Origin of the sequence: Patiriisocius sp. Uisw_047 (assembly GCF_047730165.1) — a bacterium.
In the GTDB taxonomy this organism is placed as follows: domain Bacteria; phylum Bacteroidota; class Bacteroidia; order Flavobacteriales; family Flavobacteriaceae; genus Patiriisocius.
Map to the genome: position 1 here is coordinate 2,186,045 of NZ_CP159834.1, position 25,334 is coordinate 2,211,378.

20 protein-coding genes are annotated in these 25,334 nt (G+C 35.5%); 8 read left to right on the plus strand and 12 right to left on the minus strand.

Translation table 11 applies throughout. The features are described 5' to 3' along the window. The first annotated feature begins 294 nt into the window (after positions 1 to 294). The 6 genes from ABXT71_RS09500 (at position 295) to ABXT71_RS09525 (ending at position 8,975) form a co-directional block, all read left to right on the plus strand. Positions 295 to 1,851 carry a bifunctional metallophosphatase/5'-nucleotidase gene (locus ABXT71_RS09500; protein WP_415371084.1) on the plus strand — a complete coding sequence of 519 codons (1,557 nt, stop codon included), beginning with the start codon at positions 295 to 297 and terminating at the stop codon, positions 1,849 to 1,851. Positions 1,852 to 1,934: 83 nt separating this feature from the next. Next, entirely contained in the window at positions 1,935 to 2,408 is a 474-nt protein-coding gene (locus ABXT71_RS09505) for a heme-binding domain-containing protein (protein WP_415371085.1), read from the plus strand. 210 nt (positions 2,409 to 2,618) lie between these two features. After that, on the plus strand, positions 2,619 to 3,848 hold the full coding sequence (locus ABXT71_RS09510) for a DUF4856 domain-containing protein (RefSeq protein WP_415371086.1): 1,230 nt from the start codon (positions 2,619 to 2,621) through the stop codon (positions 3,846 to 3,848). 81 nt (positions 3,849 to 3,929) lie between these two features. Further along, positions 3,930 to 5,039, plus strand: coding sequence for an imelysin family protein (locus ABXT71_RS09515; RefSeq protein ID WP_415371087.1), 1,110 nt, complete (start codon positions 3,930 to 3,932; stop codon positions 5,037 to 5,039). A gap of 110 nt (positions 5,040 to 5,149) precedes the next feature. Beyond that, positions 5,150 to 6,514, plus strand: coding sequence for an HTTM domain-containing protein (locus ABXT71_RS09520; protein ID WP_415371088.1), 1,365 nt, complete (start codon positions 5,150 to 5,152; stop codon positions 6,512 to 6,514). Continuing rightward, positions 6,492 to 8,975, plus strand: coding sequence for a TonB-dependent receptor domain-containing protein (locus ABXT71_RS09525; RefSeq protein WP_415371089.1), 2,484 nt, complete (start codon positions 6,492 to 6,494; stop codon positions 8,973 to 8,975). Before ABXT71_RS09520 ends, ABXT71_RS09525 begins: the two co-directional genes overlap by 23 nt. 12 nt (positions 8,976 to 8,987) lie before the next feature. Here ABXT71_RS09525 and ABXT71_RS09530 read toward each other — a convergent pair whose 3' ends face one another. The 9 genes from ABXT71_RS09530 to ABXT71_RS09570 all read right to left on the minus strand — a co-directional run bounded on the left by ABXT71_RS09530 (position 8,988) and on the right by ABXT71_RS09570 (position 19,777). Then, positions 8,988 to 9,332, minus strand: a complete 345-nt coding sequence (locus ABXT71_RS09530; protein ID WP_415371090.1) for a hypothetical protein — start codon at positions 9,330 to 9,332, stop codon at positions 8,988 to 8,990. A gap of 5 nt (positions 9,333 to 9,337) precedes the next feature. Next, positions 9,338 to 9,691, minus strand: coding sequence for a DUF6686 family protein (locus ABXT71_RS09535; protein ID WP_415371091.1), 354 nt, complete (start codon positions 9,689 to 9,691; stop codon positions 9,338 to 9,340). Positions 9,692 to 9,705: 14 nt separating this feature from the next. Further along, entirely contained in the window at positions 9,706 to 11,922 is a 2,217-nt protein-coding gene (locus ABXT71_RS09540; RefSeq protein ID WP_415371092.1) for a PepSY domain-containing protein, read from the minus strand. 56 nt (positions 11,923 to 11,978) lie between these two features. Further along, positions 11,979 to 12,464 carry a DUF2271 domain-containing protein gene (locus tag ABXT71_RS09545; RefSeq protein ID WP_415373095.1) on the minus strand — a complete coding sequence of 162 codons (486 nt, stop codon included), beginning with the start codon at positions 12,462 to 12,464 and terminating at the stop codon, positions 11,979 to 11,981. A 100-nt stretch (positions 12,465 to 12,564) separates the two neighbouring features. Beyond that, on the minus strand, positions 12,565 to 14,055 hold the full coding sequence (locus ABXT71_RS09550; RefSeq protein ID WP_415371093.1) for an ankyrin repeat domain-containing protein: 1,491 nt from the start codon (positions 14,053 to 14,055) through the stop codon (positions 12,565 to 12,567). A 1-nt stretch (position 14,056) separates the two neighbouring features. Next, positions 14,057 to 14,965, minus strand: a complete 909-nt coding sequence (locus ABXT71_RS09555; RefSeq protein ID WP_415371094.1) for a DUF6607 family protein — start codon at positions 14,963 to 14,965, stop codon at positions 14,057 to 14,059. Positions 14,966 to 14,975: 10 nt separating this feature from the next. After that, positions 14,976 to 16,205, minus strand: a complete 1,230-nt coding sequence (locus ABXT71_RS09560) for a T9SS type A sorting domain-containing protein (RefSeq protein WP_415371095.1) — start codon at positions 16,203 to 16,205, stop codon at positions 14,976 to 14,978. A 39-nt stretch (positions 16,206 to 16,244) separates the two neighbouring features. Continuing rightward, complete coding sequence (locus ABXT71_RS09565) at positions 16,245 to 17,564, minus strand: HmuY family protein (protein ID WP_415371096.1); 1,320 nt, start codon at positions 17,562 to 17,564, stop codon at positions 16,245 to 16,247. A gap of 86 nt (positions 17,565 to 17,650) precedes the next feature. Beyond that, a complete protein-coding gene (locus ABXT71_RS09570; protein ID WP_415371097.1) occupies positions 17,651 to 19,777 on the minus strand; it encodes a TonB-dependent receptor plug domain-containing protein in 2,127 nt (708 codons plus the stop codon). A 488-nt stretch (positions 19,778 to 20,265) separates the two neighbouring features. On the opposite strand from ABXT71_RS09570, the gene guaB reads away from it, so the two are divergent. Next, positions 20,266 to 21,738 (plus strand): IMP dehydrogenase, encoded by a 1,473-nt coding sequence (guaB, locus tag ABXT71_RS09575; protein WP_415373096.1) that lies wholly within the window; start codon positions 20,266 to 20,268, stop codon positions 21,736 to 21,738. 132 nt (positions 21,739 to 21,870) lie between these two features. Here the strand turns inward: guaB and ABXT71_RS09580 are convergent, their stop codons facing one another. The 3 genes from ABXT71_RS09580 to ABXT71_RS09590 all read right to left on the minus strand — a co-directional run bounded on the left by ABXT71_RS09580 (position 21,871) and on the right by ABXT71_RS09590 (position 23,132). After that, on the minus strand, positions 21,871 to 22,371 hold the full coding sequence (locus ABXT71_RS09580; RefSeq protein WP_415371098.1) for an OmpH family outer membrane protein: 501 nt from the start codon (positions 22,369 to 22,371) through the stop codon (positions 21,871 to 21,873). A 76-nt stretch (positions 22,372 to 22,447) separates the two neighbouring features. Continuing rightward, positions 22,448 to 22,891, minus strand: a complete 444-nt coding sequence (locus ABXT71_RS09585) for a DinB family protein (protein ID WP_415371099.1) — start codon at positions 22,889 to 22,891, stop codon at positions 22,448 to 22,450. Position 22,892: 1 nt separating this feature from the next. Then, complete coding sequence (locus ABXT71_RS09590; protein WP_415371100.1) at positions 22,893 to 23,132, minus strand: hypothetical protein; 240 nt, start codon at positions 23,130 to 23,132, stop codon at positions 22,893 to 22,895. Positions 23,133 to 23,371: 239 nt separating this feature from the next. Between ABXT71_RS09590 and ABXT71_RS09595 the strand changes: the two genes are divergently transcribed. Next, a complete protein-coding gene (locus tag ABXT71_RS09595) occupies positions 23,372 to 25,333 on the plus strand; it encodes a peptidylprolyl isomerase (protein ID WP_415371101.1) in 1,962 nt (653 codons plus the stop codon). The last annotated feature ends 1 nt before the right edge of the window (position 25,334 follow it).

Here is a 25,334-nt window from a genome sequence, read left to right on the forward strand (position 1 = left end):
GAAGTTGTAGATGAGGTTGAAAAAAGAGGAGATTAATATAAATTGAGCTAGCGTGACTAAGATTTAAAATCTCCCGAAGCGTCGGGACTGAGTAAAAATTGAGAAAGACAGGTTAAAATATGAATATAGTGCAACTTGTTGTTAATGAAAATTAACCGCATTACAGACCTATTCTTCTGAACTCGAATTGTACTGAAATTTATTCAGTTTTCAGAAACTAATGAAGATTTACGACATGCCGCAACATTCAGCCAAGCACCCAAAACTGATAACCGAAAACCTGAGAATAATACAATGAAAAAATCCATACTCCATACTCCATATTCAATACGCTACATAATACCTGTTGCACTCTTTTTTCTTATTACGAGTTGCAAATCTAAGCAGCTAGTAATGCAACCGAAGAGCGAGGTTGTTACCATCAAGCTATTACAAGTAAACGATGTATATGAAATATCGCCATTAAGTGGTGGCAAAGAAGGAGGGATGGCACGTGTGGCTTATGTGGCAGATAGTATAAGAGAGCAAAACCCAAATACGTATTTAATGATGGCGGGCGATTTTTTGAATCCGTCGTTGGTAGGAACGCTCAAGGTGGATGGGAAACGAGTACGCGGGAGACAGATGATTGAGGTGATGAATGCGATGAAATTTGATCTCGCTACCTTTGGTAATCACGAGTTTGATTTAAAAGAACAAGAGTTACAGGAGCGGCTCAATGAAAGCGAATTTGAGTGGACTTCGGCAAACGTGTATCAGAAAAATGGGGAAGATGTAAGAGTGTTTCACGCTATTAAAGAGGGTGATAGTATTCCTATTTCAGAAACCATTATTTATGATATTGATATAGGGAAAGAATACCCATTGCGACTAGGCGTTTTTAGTGTAACTATAGATTCTAACCCCATAGACTATGTGTATTACAGTGATTATTTGCTAGAAGCAGGCAGTGCGTATTCGGCTTTAGAATCTGCAAAGTCAGACATTATAGTTGGGCTCACACATCTTTCATTAGCACAAGATATGAAGGTAGCCGAGGCATTTGAGAATATTGATTTAATTATGGGTGGTCATGAACATAGTAATATGTATGTTCCTGCTGGAGGGACTCATATAGCAAAAGCAGATGCAAATGCAAAATCCATGTATGTGCATACGCTGCGTTATGATTTAGGTTCTGAGATCTTGGCGATAGATTCTGAGTTAGTGCTTATTACAGATAAAACACCATCATTGCCTTCTGTGCAGGCAGTTGTAACTACTTGGGAAAATATTCTAGACACAGAGATTAAGCAAGTAGTAGGGGATCCGGATGAGGTGATTTATTTTGCCAAAATACCGCTAGATGGTACAGATGTTGGAGGTAGAAGTAAGCAGACCAATCTTGGACAAATCTTCTCTCAGGCAATGGCAAAAAGCTTTGATACACTTGTGGATGGTGCTTTAGTGAACAGCGGGTCTTTTAGATTAGACGACAATCTAGAAGGTAATATTACGGCAATAGATATTTTTAGGGTATTGCCATTTGGAGGTGCGGTTCTTAAAGCAGAGGTCACAGGGGAATTATTAATAGAAATTCTGGATTTTGGTGAATCTGCCAGTGGTACAGGCGCTTATCTGCAGCGATATGCGATGACAAAAAATAATAACGATGTGTGGACTTTAAAAGGATCCCCAATACTGGATGCCCAAGTATACACTATTGCATTTAGTGATTATTTGTTGAAAGGATTTGATATTCCGTTTTTGACTCCAGAAAATCCGGGTGTAAAAAGTGTCTATATCCCACTTAAAACAGAGCTTGCCTATGATATTAGAAAGGTTGTTATTAATTTCATGAAAACTATTTAGTGCCCAATAATATTAAATAAAAGTTTCTTGCTTATAATTATTCTAAATAATTTTTATTTTTGTGAACGGTAAAACCAAAACGTATGAAATTTGTAAAATATATTTTAATAGCAGCATTAGTAGCCCTTGTCTTAATACAATTCTATAGGCCAGAGAAAAACGAAGGGGGCTATGAAACCGTAGCATATTTTGAAGAAGAAGCAAATGTCTCTCCAGAACTAGCGGCCGTTTTTAAGACTAATTGTTATGATTGTCATAGCGATCAAACAGTATATCCTTGGTATGCTGAAATTGCACCTGCGTCGTTTTTTCTAGAAGAACACGTGGAAGATGGGAAAAAACATTTTGATGTATCTTCTTGGGAATCATATTCTGCTAAAAAGAAAGATCATAAGCTAGATGAACTAATTGAATATGTTGAAGAGGGCGAAATGCCCTTAGATTCATACACGTGGATACATGGTGATCTAAGTGAAGAAAATACTAAGAGCATCTTGCAATGGGCTCAATTACAACGATTAATATATCAAAAAGAAATGGCTGGGCTGTTTAAGTAGTCTTGTTTTCAGTTCATTACAAATACTTCCAATAGTCATTTAATGATTGTTCGAAGTATTTTTTTTGTATAGTACTGAATTTCAATTGCCTATGAAATGAACCTTAAGTTTATTTGGATTAAATATAAATAAGCTTGTGGGAAGCACTAAAGGTGTTTATTTTTGCGGCCTAATTAACCGTCTATTTATATTAAATCTAAATAAGTTTAAATGAAAAATCTAAGATTATTATCAATTATAGCAACAACACTATTTATTTCTTGTTCATCAGATGATGATGAAGTAGTAGAAACGACTGAAGTGATTGAGGTAACTGCTCCTGCAGCGTATACGTTTAACAGAGACAGCGAGTCAACAGTGGCGTTCTCAGGACAAACAACACGTATTTTAATGGCAGAAGCGACTGTTACCGCATTTAAAGATTGGGATACGGCAACGGAAGCGTCCATCTTAGCAATGTTTGCTCACGTAGAAGAAGCAAATGACTTTGATGATGCAGACTTAAACGCTTCTAATAAAAGTGTGCGAAGTAAAGTAGCTGCATCTAGAGATTATTTTGGTTCAAATGCTACGGAAGCAGCTGCTATAAAAAACACATTTGATTCATACATAGCAGTGCAGATGAATGAAATTGCTCCCCAACGTGATGCACTAGCTGAACCTGGAGTAGCGGGTCAAATAGCGGATGAATCTTCAACACGTTACGTAGCAGGAAATGGTCTTGAATACAACCAAGTATTTGCGAAAGGGCTAATAGGATCCTTAATGATGGATCAAATGTTAAATAATTACTTAAGTACATCAGTGCTTGATGAAGCTACAAATGTTGCAGATAACGATGCTGGAATTAAAGTAGAAGGGAAACCATACACAACCATGGAGCACAAATGGGATGAAGGATATGGATACCTTTTTGGTGGCGCTGAAAATCCAGAAAATCCCGTTGCTGCAATTGGTGAAGGAGATAATTTTTTGAATAAATATTTAGGACGTGTTGAAGGAGATGCTGATTTTACTGGAATTACCCAAACAATATTCGACGCATTCAAATTAGGACGTGCGGCCATTGTAGCAAAAAATTATGATGTACGTAATGAGCAAGCTGCTATTATACGTTTAAAAGTCTCTGAAGCCATTGCTATAAGGGCAATTTATTATTTGCAAAACGGTAAATTTGCTATAGAGAATAATAATTTAGGTACTGCTTTTCATGATCTTTCTGAAGGATATGGTTTAGTAACAAGTTTACGTTACACAAGAAACAGTCAAGATGATGCCTCTTATTTCACACCATCTGAAGTTACTTCTTTTGTAGATGATTTATTAACAGATGGTCCTAATGGTTTATGGGATTTAACTCCAGCTACTTTAGACGCTATTTCAGAGTCAATAGCTTCAAGATTTAACTTTACAGTATCACAAGCTGCAAGTACGAATTAAGAACATATTTAAGGAAAGTTTAGTAATCGTTTGGATTTATTAAACGGTTGCTTTTTAGTAAATTTGCAAAAAGAAAGAACTATGAAAATTTGGAAAACTTTATTAATAATCGCCTTATTTATTGGTGTCGCTTGTGAAACAGATGATAGTAATCTAGTAGACGATACGCAAGATATTAGCTTTGATAGAGGTGCAATGTTAGTTCATTGGGCAGATAACTTTATTATTCCTGCGTATACTGATTTTTCAGTAAAAGTTTCTGGTTTAGATGAAAGTATCATTACCTTTAATACTGCTCCATCATTAGAAGGATTGCAGAGTGTTCGTGAAAACTGGTTGGTTGCTTATCGTTCTTTCCAAAAAGTATCTATGTTTGAAATTGGCAAAGCCGAAACATTAAATTATAGAAATAGGCTTAACGTATATCCAGCAAATGCTAGTGGTATTCACGAGCTCATTACAGCAGGTGTTTGGAACTTTGATTTACCATCAACTATTGATGAGCAAGGCTTTTCGGCATTAGATTATTTGTTAAATGGGTTAGGCTCTGATGAGGAAACAGTTGCTTTTTATACAACAAATCCAGAATCAGAAAATGCTAAGAATTATTTGAAAGCGTTAAGTGCAACAATCAAGTCACTTACAAATGAAGTTTTAAATGATTGGAATACAAGTTTCCGTGCTATTTATGTTGTAAACACAAGTTCATCAGCAACAGGGGCAGTAGATCAAACGGTAAATGCATTTATGTTTTATTATGAAAAAGCATTACGTGCAGGTAAAGTAGGCATTCCTGCGGGAGTTTTTTCTACAAATCCCTTACCACAGAATGTGGAAGGGTTTTTTAAAGAAAATGAATCTAAGTTATTATTACAAGATGCACTAAGTGCAACGCGTAATTTTTTCAACGGATTTGGTATACAAGCAGGCCCCGGGCTAAAAGCCTATTTGGATACTTTAAATAGCGTTAAAAACGGTAGTGATTTAAGTACCTTAATTAATAATCAATTTGATGCTTCAGAGACTAAAATTAATGCGCTTTCTGCTAATTTCTCAGAACAAGTGCTGCAGGATAATAGTAAAATGCTTTCTACTTATGACGAATTACAACGTAACGTAATTTTATTAAAAGTAGATATGCTCCAAGCATTGGGTATTGATATTAATTATGTTGATGCAGATGGAGATTAAAAAAAAGCGTAAGACGGTATGTTTTTTAGTCTTATATCATTTTGAAATTTAAAGCGTAAATACTAAGTTATGTCACAATTCCTAATCTTGATTCAAAACGTGTAAAAGTCTTGGTTCAAAAAATTAACTCATATTTAAATACAACAACAAAGGCTGCCCCATTGGCAGTCTTTCGCGTTTTGTTTGGTTTTATGATGTGTTACAGTATCATTAGGTTCGCATCATATGGATGGATAAAAACACTCTATATTGATCCGTCATTTCATTTTAAATATTTTGGTTTTGAATGGGTACAATCCTTAGGTGTCTTCAATTATGCGCTTTTTTTAGTCTGTGGTATTTCAGCACTTTTTGTAGCTATTGGTTTTAAATACCGTCTAGCGATAATTATCTTTTTTTTAAGCTTCACATATATTGAACTAATAGACAAGACCACCTACCTCAACCATTACTATTTTATAAGTTGCATGGCGTTTGTTTTAATATTCCTTCCAGCTAATGCTTATTTTTCTTTAGATGCTTATAGAAATAAGGCGCTTAGTTTTTCTATGATTCCGCGTTGGACTATAGATGTTATAAAGGCGCTATTAGTCATTGTCTATTTTTATGCAGGATTGGCTAAGTTAAATAGTGATTGGTTAATAGAAGCAATGCCTTTAAAAATTTGGCTTCCTTCTAAGTATGATATTCCTTTAATAGGGAATATCCTTCAGCAAGAGTGGCTTCATTATGCGTTTAGTTGGTCTGGAATGGTCTACGATTTAACGATACCCTTATTACTTTTATATAAACCAACTAGAAAAGTAGCGTTCTTTTTAGTTGTTGTTTTTCACGTTTTAACGCGTGTTTTATTTCCTATCGGTGTATTTCCGTTTGTAATGATTGTGAGTACTTTAATATTCTTTGATGCAACGGTACATCAAAAAGGTATAAATTTTATATCTAGAATATTTAAAATTTCCAAAGCTAGATTTGCAGACCTAAAATCAATAGCACCATTTAAATACACTTCTAAAATACCTCTAGTGATTATAAGCTTTTTTCTTGTAGTTCAAGTATTTTTGCCGTGGCGTTATTTAGCCTATCCTGGTGAGCTTTTTTGGACGGAAGAAGGCTATCGTTTTTCTTGGAGAGTAATGTTAATGGAAAAAGCTGGTTATGCTCAGTTTAAAATTTTAGACTTAAAATCTGGTAAAAAATTTCTAGTGAATAACTCAGATTTTTTAACCACGTTTCAAGAAAAACAAATGAGCACACAACCAGATTTTATTATTCAGTATGCACATTTTTTAGGAGAACATTTTAGTAATCAAGGACACGAAAATATAGGTGTTTTTGTAGAGAGTTATGTAGCATTAAATGGCCGACTTAGTGAGCCTTATATTGACCCGGCAGTTAATTTAATGGAAGTGAATGAGGATTATGGTTCTCGAGACTTTTTAATGCCCTTTAATGATTCAATTAAAGGATTATAATACCAATACAATACATATGCAGTCTATTTTTTTTAAGCGGTTAGTACTGATGTTCTTTTTACTCTGGTCCTTTTTGGTATCAGCGCAGTATCAATTATCTGGCACAGTGGTTTCTGAAGATGGCAGTGTTTTAATTAAAAATGCTGAGTTGTATATTACGCAATTAGGGATTTCAACAAGTAGTGATTCTATAGGTGCTTTTAGTTTTAAAAGCATACCTAAAGGGGACTATCAATTAGTGGCTTTTTCATTTGAGTTTGAGGTATTAGAATTGCAAGTAAACATCATTAAGGACGCGTCTATTAAAATTAACCTTTCACCTTTAGGAGAGGAGTTAAACGAGGTTGTAATTACAAAGCGTAAAGAAAGAATTTTTGCATTACGCCAATTAAGCGAGGTAGAAGGAACAGCCATTTACGCAGGTAAAAAGAGTGAAGTGGTACTCCTTGATAATCTTACCGTGAATACCGCAAGTAATAATGCACGACAAATTTACGCTCAGGTAGTGGGCCTCAATATCTTTGAAAATAATGATGCAGGTTTGCAGCTTAACATAGGGGGTAGAGGTTTAAATCCTAACCGAACTTCTAACTTTAATACTAGACAAAACGGCTATGATATTTCTGCAGATGTCTTAGGGTATCCAGAAAGTTACTATACACCACCTGCAGAAGCTATTGAACAAATTGAAGTAGTGCGTGGTGCAGCTTCATTGCAGTACGGGACGCAGTTTGGGGGGCTTATTAATTTTAAATTGAAACGCCCGAACCCCAATAAAAAGATAGCGTTTATTTCAAGACAGTCTCTAGGGAGTAATGAACTTTTTACCAGCTTTAATAGTTTGAGCGGAACCCTTGGAAAACTCGGCTATTATGTCTACGGAAATTTTAAAAAAGGAAACGACTTTAGGCCTAATTCTCAGTTTGAATCTTTTAATGCCTACGCTCATGTTGATTATGAGATTAGTGAGAAAACGAATATCGCCTTTGAGTTTAGTTATTTAGACTATCTAGCCCAGCAACCTGGCGGACTTACAGATGCGCAATTTGAATCAGATCCAACTTTTAGTAATCGAACTCGTAACTGGTTTAAAGTAGACTGGAAGCTATATGCCTTGAAATTAAGACATCAATTTTCTGAAAAGACAGAAGGATCAGTTAATCTGTTTGCACTAGATGCTAGTAGAAGATCTGTTGGTTTTAGAGAAAATCGTGTCTCTCAAAATGATGATTTAGAAGCGCCAAGAGAACTCCTTGAAGGTATTTACAGAAACTGGGGAGCTGAAGCACGAATATTAACACGTTATAATTTGTTTAATGAGAAAAACACCTTGCTTTTAGGCACAAAGTTTTATAATTCTAATAATAGTGAACGCCAAGGCCCAGGAACAACAGGTATAGATGCAAATTTTAATTCGGCTAATGTAGAGTTTCCAGCCTATCCAAGGCAAAGTGATTTTAATTTTCCTAATTTAAATCTTTCACTGTTTGGGGAAAATATTTTTAAACTATCAGAAAAGTTTTCAGTAACACCTGGTTTTAGATTTGAATATATTAAAACTGAAAGCGACGGGTTTTACAGAAATATAATTCTGGATTTAGCTGGTAATCCAATAACAAATGAGACAATCCCAGAAGCCCGAACGTTTGAGCGTAACTTTTTTCTTTTTGGAATAGGACTTAGTCACAAATTTAACTATGCTACGGAGTTGTATGGAAATATTAGCCAGAATTATCGTTCTGTAACCTATAATGATATTAGGGTGGTAAACCCTTCCTTAACTGTAGATCCTAACATTACAGATGAAGAAGGCTATACATTTGATATAGGTGCTCGGGGAAAATTTAAAAAGAATGTTTCTTATGATATTGGCTTGTTTTTATTGAGTTATCAAGATAGAATAGGACTTATTAATAGATCCTTGAGTGATATTCAAGTAGAACAATTTAGGGGTAATATTGGAGATGCAATCACCTATGGTTTAGAGAGTTTTGTTGATTGGAATATATGGGACACATTTTCGGAAAATGAAGATTATCGCTTAAATATATTTTCAAATTTCGCGTTTACGGAGAGTGAATATAATGCTTCCTTAGCAAATAATGTAATAGGAAATAAGGTGGAGTTTATTCCGAAATACAATTTAAAAACAGGTATGGGTTTTGGATATAAAAATCTTTTAGGGAGTGTACAGTATACGTATTTGTCAAAGCAGTTTACAGATGCAACAAATTCGCCTAGAGATTTAACGAGCCAGAGTGGGATTATAGGTGAAATTCCGTCGTATGATATTTTAGATCTTTCCGTATCATATTCCTACAACATTTTTAAACTAGAAACAGGAATTAATAATGTGCTCGACAACAGTTATTTTACACGAAGAGCAACGGGATATCCTGGGCCTGGAATTTTACCGAGTCAGCAAAGAACTTGGTATGCGTTGTTGCAGGTGAAGCTTTAAGATTCCTTTATTTTATAGGTCTAGTAGCTTCTCTAGGGCAATTGTAAACTGTACCCCTTTAAGTAAATCCTCTACCGCAATAAGTTCTTCAATATTCATAGCAAAACTAACTTGTGATGCAGGGGTCTCAAGTAAGATAGATTTGCATTCAGCTTTTAACTTACAACTTGAACACGACGCAGATCTTTTTAAGGCGGCTTTTGTGTTTTTAATAAACACAGCTAGTTCGTTACTGTTTAAACTCAATCCTGTATCCCGAAAAATCAGTTGTATGAATTTTTTCTGAACAGATCCTTTTTGTATCCAGTAAAATCCGATACCAAAATCATTAGAATATAGCACATGTGTATCGACCATATAATCTAATTTAAAAATGTGGTATAATCAATATCTAGGACTGATAACATCAGGTTAGTCTTTTTTTCTGCTATCGAAAGCAGTGACTTTAAAGATGCAATCTCTTGTTTGTTAAAAACCATAGATAGGTTATTTTGCATAGTACCTATTGGAATTTTTCGTTTCATGACTATTCCATCATATTTGGTTTCCCAATATTCAATTTCAATAGTGGCTACGTAACTTTTAAATGATTTCAATTCTTTCTCTTTAAACTCAAGAAAAATATTATTAAAAATAAGTTTGTAGACCTTACAATCCTCACAAAATGTGAGTTGGCCGTTGCAATTTTTTGATATTGTTTTAACTTGATTACACATAGTTCGCCTATAATTTAATAGCAGTCTAATAACAGCTGGTTATTATTTTCAAAATCTGATAGTGGTTGTTGTAATTGTATTTTTGAAATGGTATCTAATGTGTTTAAAACCTCTTGCTGCATGGTCATAGAACCACATATCATAAATACACAGCCGTCGCATAGTTTTTGTGCGATGTCTTCTTGATTCCTTAAAAGGATATCTTGGACATATTCCTTTTTCCGCATTTGAGAGTAGGCAACCTGATAAGTCCTCGTAGTATTTTCAGTTTTATCGTTCTTGCTTTTCAATTTTAAATACGGCACAATTAATTCTTCGTAAATTTTAAAGGAAGCATCTACGCGACCTCCCCAAAGTAAATGAAAGGCTTGTTCCTTGTTTTTAGTCGCCATACCTAAAAATGGGGCTATTCCAGTTCCATTGGCAATGCCAAAAATAGCGGGGGCATTTTGAGGTAGATGAAAAGATTTATTTTGCTGAATACTAGCCGCAATGGAATCGCCAAACGTTAATCTAGAAAGATACTCTGAACATAATCCTTGCTCATGCCATTTTATACTTAGCAGAATATGATCGCCTATTTTTGCTATAGAATAACTTCTCTTTTTTTCACTATTTGGTGGTATGATTGAAATTAAGTCGCCAGATTGAAATTCTATATTTGTTGGAGGCTTAAGTTTTAAAAGGAATGTTTTATTAATATTTAGTGACGTACGATCTAGTACTTCAAAATTATGTTCTATTGCTTTTTTCTTCCTTTTAAAAGGCATTACAACTGTTAGTTTCATCTCTTTAGCAGCATTCCATGCTTTTACCCAATCTTTAAAAGCGACTTGAGACTGGTTGTTAATTTTCACTAATGGAATTAAAGGTGTAAACGCTTCGTGTTTTTGGAGGATCGAGTCTACTTTTAAAGCAAAATGGCAGTATTGAGGATAAAGAAGTGAACCAAAACCTAGCACTGTAAATTTTAAATTTTGCTTAGGTGTTGTAGTATTAAAAAGAGCTTCAAATTTTAGGGCATTGTTTGGTGGATGACCAGCGCCATAAGTTGCTGTAAAAACAATGAGGTGCGTTGCAGATTTGTAGGTGTCATAATCATTTAGATTTGACATAAACACACTTTTCCCATTGTTTAGTAATGCATTGTTAAAAGCATTTGCAAATGCAAACGTATTTCTCGTCTCTGAGCCTACTAATATGATGTATTCGGCTTCATCTTTGTTTTTTGTTGAAATCATTTTTAAAGAGTTCTTAGTTCGTTTTAAGCCCATAGAAAGTCCTGAGAATATAAAAAACAGAAGACTTAGACTTGATAATAATAGGATGATAGACCAACGAATACTTCCTTGCCCTGTGTGCCATTCCATACTCCATCGTGATGCTAGTTGCACAAAAGGATAAGAGACTTCGCTTATAATTTCGCCTGTATATTGATCAATACGTAATTCTTTATCGTGAAGTGCAACTTGAAAATAATCTTCTGGATCCTCAGAAAATGGAAAGGTTATTTTTCGAACTTCAGATAATTTTAGGCGATTAAATATGTCAGATTGAGAGGCGTTATTTTGTTCTTTTTTCGCGGCCGTCACAGTATTCTCTTGTACCAATGAGCTTTTTGGAAGTAATGAAAACTTTTCAGCAGAAAGATAGACGCCGGTGGCTGCTACGATAACTAATGGGATTAAAAACCAGCGACCAAAAATGATATGATATCGCTGTCCAAAATCTGTTTCTCTAACTTTTGAAAACCACTTTTGAAACCCCCCTTGTCTTTCCGCCAATAACAACAGTCCCGTTACAGTAATAAAGCAGAGTAAAAATGAAACAAACCCCATAATGCCCCGTCCTAAACTTTTTAAAAATAGGGATCTATGTACGTTTGTTATCAAATTGAAAAAGACAGATTGAGCTACTACTTCTCCTAGTTTGTCACCAGTGCTTGCATTAATATAGAGTGTCTCGCCAGTACTTTTTTTTGTAAATACAGATGCCTTTACAAAATTTTCTGGGGTAACCTCCAATTCTAGAACTTCGCTATACCTATCCTTTAATACTGTAACAACTTCCGAAACGCTAACATTATCTAAATTAGTTGCAGCATGATTTTTTGAAATTTCGGCAATAGGTTCTATTGCAAGAATAGCACCCGTAATGGATGCAATTATTAGAAATAACGCTGAAATTATAGCGAGTAAAAAGTGGCTATACCGCCATAACGAACCTATCATAATTATAGTATTAACTTCAGATGTACACCTTGATTTTACACGTTTATTTTTTCATATTATCTTGCCAGCATACGTACGTATCTGATAAAACCTTTTCCTTCAACTTTGCTTTTTAAACTTTCAGAAGTGAGCTCAAATTGAACATCTTCTTTATAATATTCTTGATCTTCTACAGCAGTTTCAAACCGAATTTTACACCCATTATTTATCTTGTTATTCGGTATTTTTATGATACTAACAATACGACTACCGCCGCTTATAGTTGCTCCAGAAATGGCATCTATTTGTGGTCGTTGCTTACCGTAAAACTTCCACCATTCAGGAATTTCACTATACCATTCGCTATCTTTTCCTTGCACATATAATGTTTCTTCATATTCCCCTTCTGGGTTTAATAAGGAAATTACGACATAAGCTCCTTCACCGGTGTAGTTTGTCATTTGAATCATACACTTTACTGCTGTAGTATTTACACTTGAAAATGCTGTTATTAAAACAGTAACTAGTAGTGCAATTGGAAAATATTTTATGAAGTTTTTCATCATTATGTAAATTATTAATTAGGGCCCGGCCAAACACGACTAAGGAACGAGCCCATCTTTCTTCTCAACAAATAATCTGGTTGGTTAGAGATTATTATTATTATTGAAGAAATTTTAAGTCCTGTTTTTGAAGTAATTCATTTTCACTGGCTAAGTCAAATACGGTTTCTTCAAATTCAGTTTTAATAGTTTTGTTCGCTCCTTGACTTAATAAGTATTTAAGAGTTAACGCATTATCAGTTTTCATTGCGGCAATATGCAAAGCAGTATAACCTTCCTCGTTTTTAGAATTTATTGGTATTTTAAACTTCATCAAACGTTTTAATAATAGTAGGTTATTCTTTTGAGAAGTAATATGTAGTAAGGTATTTCCCTTATTCTGGGTTTGATTCATCGACAATCCTTCCTTAGTAAGCAGCTCTAGCTTGCTTTCAAATACTTTTGATTCATTTTTTTTGAAAGTATTCAATAAATAAAAGGCTAATGAATTTCCGTTTTTATCTTTTGTGTTAATAGCTGCTCCTTGTTTTAAAAGAAGTTGTACAACAGCTATTGTATTTCTATTGACCGCCATAGCTAATGCAGAGCGCCCATTTTTATCCTTTAAATTGATGTCTTCTACAAAATCTGATAGAAATTTAACGACGGATAGTTTATTACTATTTGCTGCGTTCATAAATGGCGTGTCACCGCCTACATCTTGTAGGTTAACCGCAACGCCCTTTTCTATAAAATAGTTGAAAATTGAAATGTCATCACTATTATACGCAATAGCATGCAGTGGGTTTCTACCCTTATCTCCTACAACGTTTATGATTACTCCTAGGGAAGCTAAAAACTGATAGGTTTCTAAGGTGTTTTCGTGATTTCGAGTTCCTTGACTTGCATACAGCATTGCATTTCCGCCGTATTTATTCCTTACTGTAGGGTCAATCCCTTTTTCGATAAGTAATTTTAAGAAATGGATATCCCCCTTTTTAGCGGCATAATTAAAGAGGGTATTTCCTATTGGGTCTTTATCTTTAACATTAAATCCTTTGCTAATAAAATAAGACAAGGCTTTATCGCTCTCTAGATAGGGAGCAACAAGGAATAATGCATTCACGCCATCTTCATTCACTTCGTCTTTTAAAACGGCACCTTGCTTTTCAAACAAATCATATACGTTGATATTTGTTTGTCCAGAAGCGGCTGCAAATATTATTGGAGTATTTCCATGACTGTCTCTAATATTAATGAGCGCTCCTTTATTAAAGAGGTATTTCATTATTTCCACATTCCCTTTATAGGCGGCCCAAAATATATATGTGCGACTATCGTGTGTGCGTTTTTCAATAGTATTTCCTTCTAGGGATAACAAGTACTTAATAACGTCTTCATTTGTTTTTTCAAGTAAGGCGTACACTACAGCATCAAATGCATTTTCATTTAATGCTGAAGGATCATTCCCTTCAGCAATAGCCATTTTTACTTTTGCTATTGTTGGATTAGCTTTCCAATACGCTCTTGAGAGTAATACATTTTCTTCTGCTAACATTTCCGAAGAAACGCATAGCGCAAGAATAATAGAAAGAATGAGTTGCTTTATCATATTATAGTTTTTTCACGAAAGACTCAATCACAGGGTTAATCTGTGACTCTTCTGTAATTGTGTCATCAAAAAGATGCTTGTAAAGTGCTTTGTTATCCACCTTCTCTTCTAAGTTTAAATCTTGATTTCGACCATAAACCTCATCCCATTTTGCACGAACAGTTAGCCACTTATTAGTATGATCTTCCCACCAATTAGCAGCTGCGTTACAACGACTATCCTCCACTTTTACATAGGTGTTATAGCCTTTTTCTTTAGCTAGAATAACATCTTCTTTTCCCTCTTCACGTATAATCTTACTGTTATCTTGATCGTGTACCCAGCCGTAATTAGTAATCTCGTGACGGTTACCACGCATCATCAAGTTATAGTCGCTGCGGGTAGTATACTCACGTCTGGCCAATGGTGCTGCGGTAGTATTTTCCCAATAACTTTTTCCGTCTACGTGCACCCAACTACCAGAACCCTCGTAGCGTGGACTATCATCTACTTGATAAACCTTTTGCGTCCATTGATTTTTTACTTCGCTCTTTGATTTTTCTTCAAAAGCCCATTGATTATCTGTGTTATACATGTAAAAATCTGTATTCTCAAATAACCAATCTTGACGCCAGTGTTTGATAACCATAGGATCTGCCGGGTTTCCTACTTGCAGCAAATGCTGAATAGAGATTTTATCATTCTCATCTATCACTAAGCCGGCGTATTCTAGCGCCTTGTCTTCTTTAACTTTAGAAGGTTTGTACAAGGAATCACTGCTATAATTAAAAGTCTCAGCAAAGTTGAACGTCACCTCATAACAGCCACACATTTTTTTAATGGCTTCGGCATCTTGCTTTTGTTTCTTCTTCTGTGCTATAGCTGAAAATGTAAGTCCCAGCGCAAGGAGTGTTAATATTATATTTTTCATTTCAGAATTATTATTTTATAATTAATTTTTTAGTCACGTTAGCATCTCCAGATTGAAAACTCACCATATAAATACCGCTTTGTAATGAAGAGACATCTAGTGATTTGTTATAAAAACCATTGCTACTTGAAACCGCTGTAACGAATACCTCGGCACCAGTCATTGCATAGATTTTTACTGCGTTGTTCTCTGTTACTGAGCCTGTGTTTTCATATACAATAGTTACTTTTCCATCCATTGAAGGGTTTGGATACATTCCGAAGGAAACATTTTCTGTTACATTTTCAAAACCTAAAAGACCTGATACATCTTCAAACTCAAAGGTTAAGTTACCCGTCGATGAACCATCAAAACCTGTGAAGAATAACCTGTACACCATATTGTTATCTTGTTTCACATAATACTTTTGGTCGCTGTTTATTGTCCAACTGCCTGTAAAATTTTTCCAGTCAAATCCAATCGTATTCATTTCTTCTAAATAGTCTAAACCATTAGGATTTGCGACTCCAGTTTCTTCGTTTTGAGCAACGGTAACAGTAGGGTTTTGTAATACACCAGTAACATTGTAAAACTGCCCTGGAGGGTCTAAAAATGTGGTGTATTTTCTAAAAACGAAATCCCAGTCTCCTTGTGCAGGCTCTGCAATTACTTCTTCTTCATTTTGTAAACTGTAATAGTTGTATATGTTATCTGGATTAGAGGTATTGGCAACAGTAGTGTTTATATCTGTAGACCAATTGGCACCATCCCAAGTGGAATATTTAAAATCATAAGCTCCAAAATAAGACTCGATAAAGAATTTTCTAAAGGTTCCGTCTTCATATTGTAATACGAATACAATCGTTCCTTCTACGGTGTTTGTTGATGGATTATACTCGCCAAAACCAAAAGCAGCTGAAGCTTTCATAAATGCTCCATCCTTCCATTCTGTATCACTATTAATTAATTCTATCCAAGCGGCTTGATCTGTAACATCGACCGTATCGTACCCTCCTGGTGTATTTGCCACTTCATATACTTTAATCCCAATACCATCATTTACGCGTACCCCAACATCAACAGGATTGTTTCTTAAAAAGGCAACATCCCAGCTCGCAGCCGTAAATATAGTTTCGGTTTGTGTATCAAGTTTATAGTATACTTCATTTGAATATCCTGCTCCCATAGATATGTTTACTGCTTCTTGAGCGCTCATTAGTGTCGTGGCCAATAGCATAGCCGATAGTAATAACTTTTTCATTGTAATTAATTTTTATTGTTAATTTATAATTGATTTGATTTATAATAAATTGTATTTGAATTCTGGGAAACCCCGCACACCAGTGTCACTTAGCAATGCCGTAAATTTTAGTTTATAAAAGTTTCCATTAGGGTCTTTTATGATGTAAAAAATGGTGTCAATAATTACCTTATCTGCATTAATAACATTGCGCCAAGAACTACCTATGGTACGTTGATCTAATAAAAATGCGCCATTATTAACATTTGTTGCATCAAAAGCGTCATAAGCAACATCTTCTGTGTTCACTGTATAAGCGGTAACACCTCCTTTGCGATTATGGAGTGCGCCGTCTGAGAAACCATAAGATCCTGCTCCATCTAGTACATTGGTAAAAACGGTGAAATTGATATCCCAATTCTCAGCCTCAGGTTCTACTAAAAGTGTATTATTGGTGTCAAAACTGAAAAATGTGAAGTTGTAATTAATGTCTTTTGCGATGAAAACTTCTTGGTGTGAGCTATCATTAATATTTGCATACTGCAACAAATAGCCGCCCTCTTGCCGTAGTACTCTAATTTTTTTCCAACCTCTTTCATCTCCTGCAACTGCCGCACTTCCTGGCGCTGGAGTTTCTGTTCCTACTTCGTAGCCTAAATTGACGAGGTACACTTTGTTATCTGCAGCAGTTGCACTTACTGTTGCAATTGCAGTTTTTGTGATGTCCCCATCTGGATTATCAATATAGACTTCATTTGCAGGATCAAAGGTTCCCACCGCGACTTGCGCTTGTAAAGCACTAACATCTGCTTGTGTAACTGCATCAATATTGGTGCTTTCTAAAGCTGCTGCAGCCATATAAATTGAACCGTTGATGCCTACTCTAAAGTTTGATCCTCCATAAAAACCTAAATCCCAAGTGTCTCTCTTGATAGGTGACTGTGTCTCTGTACTTAAATCTATATATACTTGGTTTTGTTGGTTAGGGCCGCCTACCATTGGTATGAAACCACGGCCTAACGATGCAGCGCTGTTTAGAGTGAAGGTACTGTTACCCTGTATCACAGCATTGGGATAGTCTACCATTAGAATGTTAAAGTTAATCTCAACTGTTTCGTCTAATGCTCCATTTAGTTTTACAAATGAAAATGCGGTTCCATTTTCCTCGGGATTTATGGCTAATGATACAACACCCTCTTCTAAGGGTGGATTTGTTATAAAATCTATTCCATATACAGCATTAATAGCGTCTATTGAAAATTTCATTGACCCAGTAGTAGTCGTAGTTTCAGAATACACTAAGCTAATATCTTGCGTCGTTTCTATCTCTCCAAGATTTGCAGAAAGGCTCTCAAATGCTGCTACAAATGGCTCTGACATAATTTTATTTGTATCATCACTACTGCAAGAAAACAGTAGAACTGATAGCATCAAAAGAGATAAAAATAATTTTAAATGTTTCATTTTTATAGTGTTAAATTATAGGTTAGTTTCAAAAAATAAGAGCGCCCATAGCCCAATGGTATTTGTGCTGGTGGACCGCTATGAGTGCCTCCTTCTAAGGCTGTAGTATTTACGGCTGTTACATCAAAGAGGTTTCTACATCCTGCAGTAGTTATAAATGCGCCATCAAAAAATGATTTATTTACCGTGGCGTCTAACCAACTGTATGGATCAGTCACTCCTGCTCTAAATTCTTGCTCCCCTTGCTCATTAGCTCTTTCCACAAATTGTTGTTGTCTGCCTATATGCTTATAAAAAAGTGAGAACGTACTCGTGTATTTAGGAATGGTATAAGAAAGGTTTGAGTTGATTTGCAGGTTGAATAAGAAATCATCATTGCTTTGAGTATTGCTATCGAGCACTTTAGAAACTCCTTGTAATGAAGCACCTATTTGGCCTTTAAAGTTTCCGATGTAAATTTCGTTTTCAGAAAAAACACCTGCAGATTTAAAACTATCAATGTTGCTATACTGAAATGCCAATGGACTTTGATTGACCACAATTAATTCAATACGATCTTGTAATCCTAAATAATTGAAACTCAATTTATTTTTTAACCGAATTTTGCCTTCTCTTAATGTAGATTTTTTCTTGATATGTAAAAAGGTAGAGACCCCTCTTTCTGGTTTCAGCGTTGGATTTCCTTGCACATCGTGATTAACATCTACAAAAAAAGTATACAATTCGTCATAACTAGGAGTTCGGTTTGCTGATCCCAAGATTGCCCTCAATTCCCAATCCTCACCTACTATTTGTTTGGCACTAAGGGATCCAATAAACTGTGTGTCAAAAAAATTACTAAAAGAAGTTCTAACCCCTGGGCGAAGAGAAAAACGATCTGTTAATTGAATTTCTGAAGAAACAAAAAAGTCATAACTATTCAGATTTTGTGTCACTTCCTCACTTCCTGGCCCTATCATAATCGCAAGTGCTGACCCTGAACCTTGCTCTGCTGTAATTTCATAACCCACTTGAAGCGCTGTAGTTCTTGTATTTATAATATTGCTAAATGTTCCGCGAGAAAACAAAGCGCTTCTGCTTTGATATTCACCTTCTTCTACATTCTCTTTTAAATCATTCTTAATACGATAGGTGTATCGTTCTAAATCTTTTGTTTGCTCTTGATAAGAAAGGGAGATGTTATAGTCATATTTATTTAGAATTTTGCCTGCAGCATTGAGGTGGTGGTAAAATCTATTATTAGTGTAAACTTCATCAAGCGCAGAAGGGTTTGTTGTTCCTGTAGCAGGATTTTCGTTAAGGTCCACATTAACGTCAAAACGATCTATTCGCTCATTCAAATATTCAAAGCGATAAAACAATTGTACACTTTCAGTATTATAAGATACCAATGTTTTCGTGTTTTGCTGTAGTTTTGGGAGCCATTCATGACCTCTTAATCCATCATTTTGAGCATAACTTTCCCCTTGTCCTTTGTTGAAGAAACCCGCAAAGTCGTTGCGAGTAAAAGTAGCATTTGCGTAAAGCTTATCAGAAAAATTGTGCCCCAATCGCAACGATTGTATATGCCTACCCCTATCAAACCATTCGTATTCGCTACCAATGGACTCTTCTTGAAGATAAGCTGTAATTTCCCAATCGTTTCGCGAGGATTTTTTTGTTATTATATTGATTATTCCTGATACCGCATTAGCGCCATATTGAACACCCATGGCTCCTTCTACAATTTCAATGCGCTCTATATCGTCAAGATTTATGAGTGTTAGGTCTGTATTATTCCCAACCCCTTCTTCGTTTATTATAGGAATATTGTCCATAAGAACTTTAAAGTACTGGCCGTCCAGACCAAATAAGCTAACGCCGCTCTTACCCGTGGATGTGTTAGGAGATATGTTTAAATTAAGTGTTGTATTTAAAACATCTGCTAAGGTATTTCCTGCTTGGCGTTCAATGTCATCCCGAGTAATTACTTTAACCTCCACCACAGATTTTGAAACCGACTGTGGGTTGATCTGGCCAGTAATTATAACTTCTTCAAGATTTTGAGCAGAGAGGCTGTCATTAAGCTTTTGCGACTGTGCAAAAGACTGTACCGTTATAAATAGTAAAATAACTGTTAAAAGGCGCATTTATAGTTTTTTATCTGAGACAACAAAATTAACTATTTTAATTCAATCTAAATAAGAATAAGGCGTCGCAGCATTGCTAAATAAGACTCATTCTAAATAAAATAAAACATAAAACATTGATTTTTAGTATTTTACCTGTTTCTTTCTAAATTAGCTGTCCAAGGATGATTTTTCATAAATCGGGTGATTTGATTTTTAGAGGTGTAAAACGGAATGCGTTAAAGCATTTAAATTCAAAGTCATAGCTTACTTTGAATAAAGCTTAGGATATGAAATATATCTAGTGAAAGAAGCAGGGGATAGGATCTTAGGTCTCTTGAAAAAGAGATCGTTTTCAGTTTTAACAAGACTCGTTTTTAAAAATCTTATCTTTTAGGATAACAGAATACCCTACAAATTCAGTGAAATATTCTCACTATTTAATTGTACTTTTGCACGCAATTATTAAGCAACCACTTTCGACACTTCAGAAAGAAAATTTAATTGCCATGACTGCACACGATAACAAAATTATAGGGGAAGGATTAACCTACGACGACGTACTACTGGTACCGGCTTTTTCTGAAGTACTCCCTAGAGAAGTTTCTACACAAACAAAATTTTCACGTAACATTACCCTTAATGTTCCTATAGTATCTGCTGCGATGGATACTGTAACAGAAAGTGCTATGGCGATTGCAATGGCTAGAGAAGGTGGGATTGGTGTTTTACATAAAAATATGAGCATTGAGCAACAAGCTGCAGAAGTTCGTAAAGTAAAGCGTGCAGAAAGTGGGATGATTCAAGATCCTGTTACCTTAAAAAAAGACAATACGGTAGGAGATGCACAATCTACGATGCGTGAATACAGTATAGGGGGAATCCCGATTATTGATGATGAAGGATTGCTTATTGGGATTGTGACAAATCGAGATCTTCGTTTTGAGAAGAATTATGCTCGCAAGTTGAGCGATATAATGACTACAGAAAACTTGGTCACTACTGCTTATGGTACTTCATTAATGCAAGCCGAAATCATTTTACAAAAGAATAAGATTGAAAAATTACCTGTTGTGGATGACAACGGTAAATTATTAGGGCTTATTACTTTTAGAGATATTACAAAACTTACACAGAAGCCTAATGCAAATAAGGATTCATTTGGACGTCTTCGTGTTGCTGCAGCTCTTGGTGTAACAGCAGATGCTGTAGAACGAGCAACAGCTTTAGTAAACGCACAAGTAGATGCTGTGATTATTGATACAGCGCACGGGCATACAAAAGGTGTGGTGACTGTACTTAAGCAAGTAAAAGCAAAATTTCCAGATCTTGATGTGGTGGTAGGAAACATTGCTACTGCAGAAGCTGCAAAATACTTAGTAGATGCTGGAGCAGATGCTGTTAAAGTAGGGATTGGTCCTGGTTCTATCTGTACAACTCGTGTTGTAGCAGGTGTTGGTTTTCCACAATTTTCTGCAGTATTAGAAGTCGCTGCTGCCATTAAAGGAAGTGGTGTACCGGTAATCGCGGACGGGGGAATACGGTATACAGGTGATATACCAAAAGCAATTGCAGCTGGAGCGGATAGCGTGATGTTAGGTTCGCTGCTCGCAGGAACAAACGAATCTCCTGGAGAAACAATCATTTACGAAGGGCGTAAGTTTAAGTCATATCGGGGTATGGGTTCTGTAGAGGCTATGAAACAAGGCTCTAAAGACAGATACTTTCAAGATGTTGAGGATGACATTAAAAAATTAGTACCAGAAGGTATTGTAGGCCGTGTGCCCCATAAAGGAGATATAATAGAAAGTATGACTCAATTTATTGGCGGTCTAAGAGCGGGAATGGGATATTGCGGAAGTAAAGATATTGCAGCCTTACAGGATACAGGACGCTTTGTTAAAATCACAGCATCTGGAATCAATGAAAGCCACCCACACGATGTAACCATCACAAAAGAGGCACCAAACTATAGTAGATAATTATAGATCTTATTTATACGAAAACCCCATTTGCTTAAGCAAATGGGGTTTTCTATTTCAGTAAGTTTTCATCTAAGAAAACTAATGAAAAGGTTCCTGAGTGACCTGCCGATGAAGATTGTATAGAAGAATCTATTCTTTAATTTCGATGCCTAATTGTGTTATTACCGATCTAGTAACATCTGTAGTGGCATCAATGTAAACCATAGATTCGTTAGTCTGCATAATCAAGGTATATCCTTGAGCCTCTGCTACAATTTGTAGCGCAGCACCTATTTTTTTATATAAAGGTCTAAATAACTCATCACGCTTAATGTCAATAAGCTTAGAACTATTGTTTCTAAATTTGTTAATGCCGTCTTCCAGTATAAGAATAGCATCTTGCTTTTCTTTCTTCTGTAAAATAGTCAACCCGCCTTCTTCTAATTTATAAGAATCCATAGCGGTGTTGAATTCAGTTAATTTTATTTGATAATCTGTATCCAGCGACTGTGCATAGGTGTCGATTGTTGTTTGAACAACCGTATATTCTGGCATTTGAGTAGCAATATAGTCCACATCTATGGTTCCTGTTTTAGTCTGTGCAAAGACAGAAAGAGAAACGAAAAGTAATAAGGTGGTAATAAATTTCATAGTGATATGTATATGTTAAGTTCGCGAAAATACTAAAACTTAATTAGAGACGCACAAAGGTTTGGATTGTTGCAATTTATCTTTTGTAATTACTAAAATCTGTACCCGAGACGAGCGCTCCATTCGCTTTTATTTCTGAAATGATCTGTCCTCGATGATAGGTGGCATGATTGATAATATGGAAAAGCACATCTTCTATTTTACTGGTATACTTTTCGCTAACCGGGTTTCTGTAGGTTATCGAATCAGAAATAGGATGTTCCATCAACGCTTTTAAGTTAAGGGTGTAATTGTATTCATTTAAAGTATGAAGTTCCTCTAGGTGAAAAACTTGCCAAACTTCCTGCGTGTGCTTCTGGCCTAAAATTCTTGCACACCATAAATTTTGTGCGTTTAAAGAATGCGCTATCAAGATGGCAGCACGCTCCGTAAAACTTGCAGGATTTTCAAGCATCATATCAATGACTTCTTTGTTGCATTGATAGGTGTATTCTATTTTATCTGTAAAAAATACAATCATATTATTCCGTATAAAGTTGACCACGAGTGGGCTTAAGTCGTTCTCTTAGATCGGTCATATATCGATTAGGCACAATCATTTCTGCAACGGTATGATTGCTTGCGATGGTTTGCACTTGCGTAAAACTGTTATCTATTTTTTCTGAAATGATAAATTCATCAAGATGGATAATGTGATGTTCTGCAGTCTTTTGGGCATTGGGTCCTTTAAAGTCCCAGAGGAGTTTTATTCTATTTGTCATGGTATAATAATATTAATGTTTCAGAATCATGTTATTGCTGAAACGTCACGAAAAACAATTCGTCTTTAAGTTTCGCGTTTAAGTCTTGCTTAAAACTGCAATTTACGACAATCATCAAAGGTATGGAAGGAATAAATTAGCGCAAATAAGCCGTCTCAAACGTTATCAAATTTCGCTTGTTTAACGAGAGGTTTTTGCTATTTTTGTCCAGTTTTTAAGCAAACCTAATTTTAATTTTTATGAAACTAAAAAGTGCATCAATTTTAATTTTGCTATTTGTTACAATCTTAGCGAGCGCCCAGAAGAAGAGTGACGTCATTATGACGATCGATGATATTCCTGTGTATACGAGGGAGTTTGTGAGAGTGTATAATAAGAATTTAGATTTAGTTCAAGACGAAAGTCAAAAAACGGTGGATGGTTATTTAGATCTTTTTATTGATTACAAGTTAAAAGTTGCCGCTGCTTATGAGCAGGGTTTAGATAAGAAGGCAGCCTACATAAAAGAGTTTTCTAAGTATGAAGCACAGCTCTCCCGTAATTATCTTTATGAAGATAAGGTAACTACAGATCTGGCAAGGCAAGCCTATGAGCGCGGAAAATATGATGTAAATGTTGCGCATATATTATTGAGAACGTCTTATGATGATGTTCCAGCGGATACATTAATTGCTTATAATAAAATAGCAGAAGCTTTAGTGAAAGCAAGAGCTGGTGAAGATTTTGCTCAACTAGCTGGAGAATATTCTCAAGAACCGAGAGCTGCAGAACGTGGTGGTGACTTAGGATACTTTAGTACTTTTACTATGGTGCACGAGTTTGAGGATGCTGCTTTTGAAACACCTGTTGGAGAAATTTCAGACATCTTACGCACTCAGTTTGGATATCATATTATTTTTGTAAAAGAAAAGAGAACTCGAGAACAAGATGTAACGGTATCGCATATTATGATTTCTGAAAGTGAAAACGCAACACGAACTTTTAATCCTGAAGAACGTATCAATGAGATAAACACATTACTTGCACAGGGTTCAAGTTTTGAAGACTTAGCAAAGCAATATTCAGAAGACAAGAATTCTGCTAATAAAGGAGGAAAGATAAGTCGTTTTAGTAAAGGACAATTGCGCTCTAAAGAATTTGAAGAAGTAGCGTACTCGCTTGAGAATTCTGGTGATTTATCTGAGCCATTTAAGTCAGAATTTGGGTGGCACATTGTGAGGCTTGAAGAAAAGCATATGCCTCAGACATTTGAAGAACAAAAAGAAGTGCTTGAGAAGAAAGTAGGAGAAGGAGCGCGATCAAAAATTGTGAATACCGCTGTCAATCATAAGATAAAAGAAAAATATAGCTTTAAGGTGGATGATAACTTTAGACCTTTCTTTTCGAATTTTATCACAGATAGTATCTTGAAGAGAGTTTGGGATTATGAGGAAGATTTTGCTCAAAATGAAAGAGCATTGTTTTTAATTGGTGGTGATTATACTGCTACCTATGGTGATTTTGCTGCCTACATAAAAGAGAGGCAAACAAAAAAGGGTTTACCTAAATCTATCTCAAGGATCATTTCTGAGAGTTATGAATTATTTGAAACTGAAAGCTTAAAGAGATACTTTAGAGATCAATTAGAAAAAACTAATGAGGAATATGCATCTGTTATTAGTGAATATAGAGATGGCTTATTAATTTTTGATGTGATGCGATTAAACATCTGGGACAAGGCGAAAAAAGATACCATAGGGTCTAAGGCTTATTACGAGAATAACAAAGAGAAGTACCAATGGAAACAGCGCATACAAGCAGACATAGTTTCATCAAGTAAAGATGATATGATTGAGGTAGCCAGAACAATGCTTTCTAATGGAAAAACCATTGAAGAGATTAAGGAGGCTTTAAATAAAGAGAAAGCGGTAAATGTCATTGCCAGTAGCGGGACGTATGAGCTAGAAAACAGAAACTTACCTGAAGGTTTTGAGGCAGTTTTGGGTATGTCAAAGAAGTACTCTCAAAATGGAAACTTCATTGTTGTTAATGTAACAGAAATAGTAAGCCCATCTATAAAGGCATATGACGATGTAAAAGGTAGAGTAATCAGTGATTTTCAAAAGCAACTGGAAGCAGACTGGATGCGTGAATTAAGAAATGCAAACAATGTTGTGATCAATAAAAAAGCACTTAAAAAAGTTAAAAGACAAATTGATTAAA

Coding starts and splice junctions, on each gene's coding strand:
- ABXT71_RS09500 (WP_415371084.1), top strand. CDS start 295: ATGAAAAAATCCATACTCCATACTCCATATTCAATACGCTACATAATA.
- ABXT71_RS09505 (WP_415371085.1), top strand. CDS start 1,935: ATGAAATTTGTAAAATATATTTTAATAGCAGCATTAGTAGCCCTTGTC.
- ABXT71_RS09510 (WP_415371086.1), top strand. CDS start 2,619: ATGAAAAATCTAAGATTATTATCAATTATAGCAACAACACTATTTATT.
- ABXT71_RS09515 (WP_415371087.1), top strand. CDS start 3,930: ATGAAAATTTGGAAAACTTTATTAATAATCGCCTTATTTATTGGTGTC.
- ABXT71_RS09525 (WP_415371089.1), top strand. CDS start 6,492: ATGATTCAATTAAAGGATTATAATACCAATACAATACATATGCAGTCT.
- ABXT71_RS09530 (WP_415371090.1), bottom strand. CDS start 9,332: ATGGTCGATACACATGTGCTATATTCTAATGATTTTGGTATCGGATTT.
- ABXT71_RS09535 (WP_415371091.1), bottom strand. CDS start 9,691: ATGTGTAATCAAGTTAAAACAATATCAAAAAATTGCAACGGCCAACTC.
- ABXT71_RS09540 (WP_415371092.1), bottom strand. CDS start 11,922: ATGATAGGTTCGTTATGGCGGTATAGCCACTTTTTACTCGCTATAATT.
- ABXT71_RS09545 (WP_415373095.1), bottom strand. CDS start 12,464: ATGAAAAACTTCATAAAATATTTTCCAATTGCACTACTAGTTACTGTT.
- ABXT71_RS09550 (WP_415371093.1), bottom strand. CDS start 14,055: ATGATAAAGCAACTCATTCTTTCTATTATTCTTGCGCTATGCGTTTCT.
- ABXT71_RS09555 (WP_415371094.1), bottom strand. CDS start 14,965: ATGAAAAATATAATATTAACACTCCTTGCGCTGGGACTTACATTTTCA.
- ABXT71_RS09560 (WP_415371095.1), bottom strand. CDS start 16,205: ATGAAAAAGTTATTACTATCGGCTATGCTATTGGCCACGACACTAATG.
- ABXT71_RS09565 (WP_415371096.1), bottom strand. CDS start 17,564: ATGTCAGAGCCATTTGTAGCAGCATTTGAGAGCCTTTCTGCAAATCTT.
- ABXT71_RS09570 (WP_415371097.1), bottom strand. CDS start 19,777: ATGCGCCTTTTAACAGTTATTTTACTATTTATAACGGTACAGTCTTTT.
- guaB (WP_415373096.1), top strand. CDS start 20,266: ATGACTGCACACGATAACAAAATTATAGGGGAAGGATTAACCTACGAC.
- ABXT71_RS09580 (WP_415371098.1), bottom strand. CDS start 22,371: ATGAAATTTATTACCACCTTATTACTTTTCGTTTCTCTTTCTGTCTTT.
- ABXT71_RS09585 (WP_415371099.1), bottom strand. CDS start 22,891: ATGATTGTATTTTTTACAGATAAAATAGAATACACCTATCAATGCAAC.
- ABXT71_RS09590 (WP_415371100.1), bottom strand. CDS start 23,132: ATGACAAATAGAATAAAACTCCTCTGGGACTTTAAAGGACCCAATGCC.
- ABXT71_RS09595 (WP_415371101.1), top strand. CDS start 23,372: ATGAAACTAAAAAGTGCATCAATTTTAATTTTGCTATTTGTTACAATC.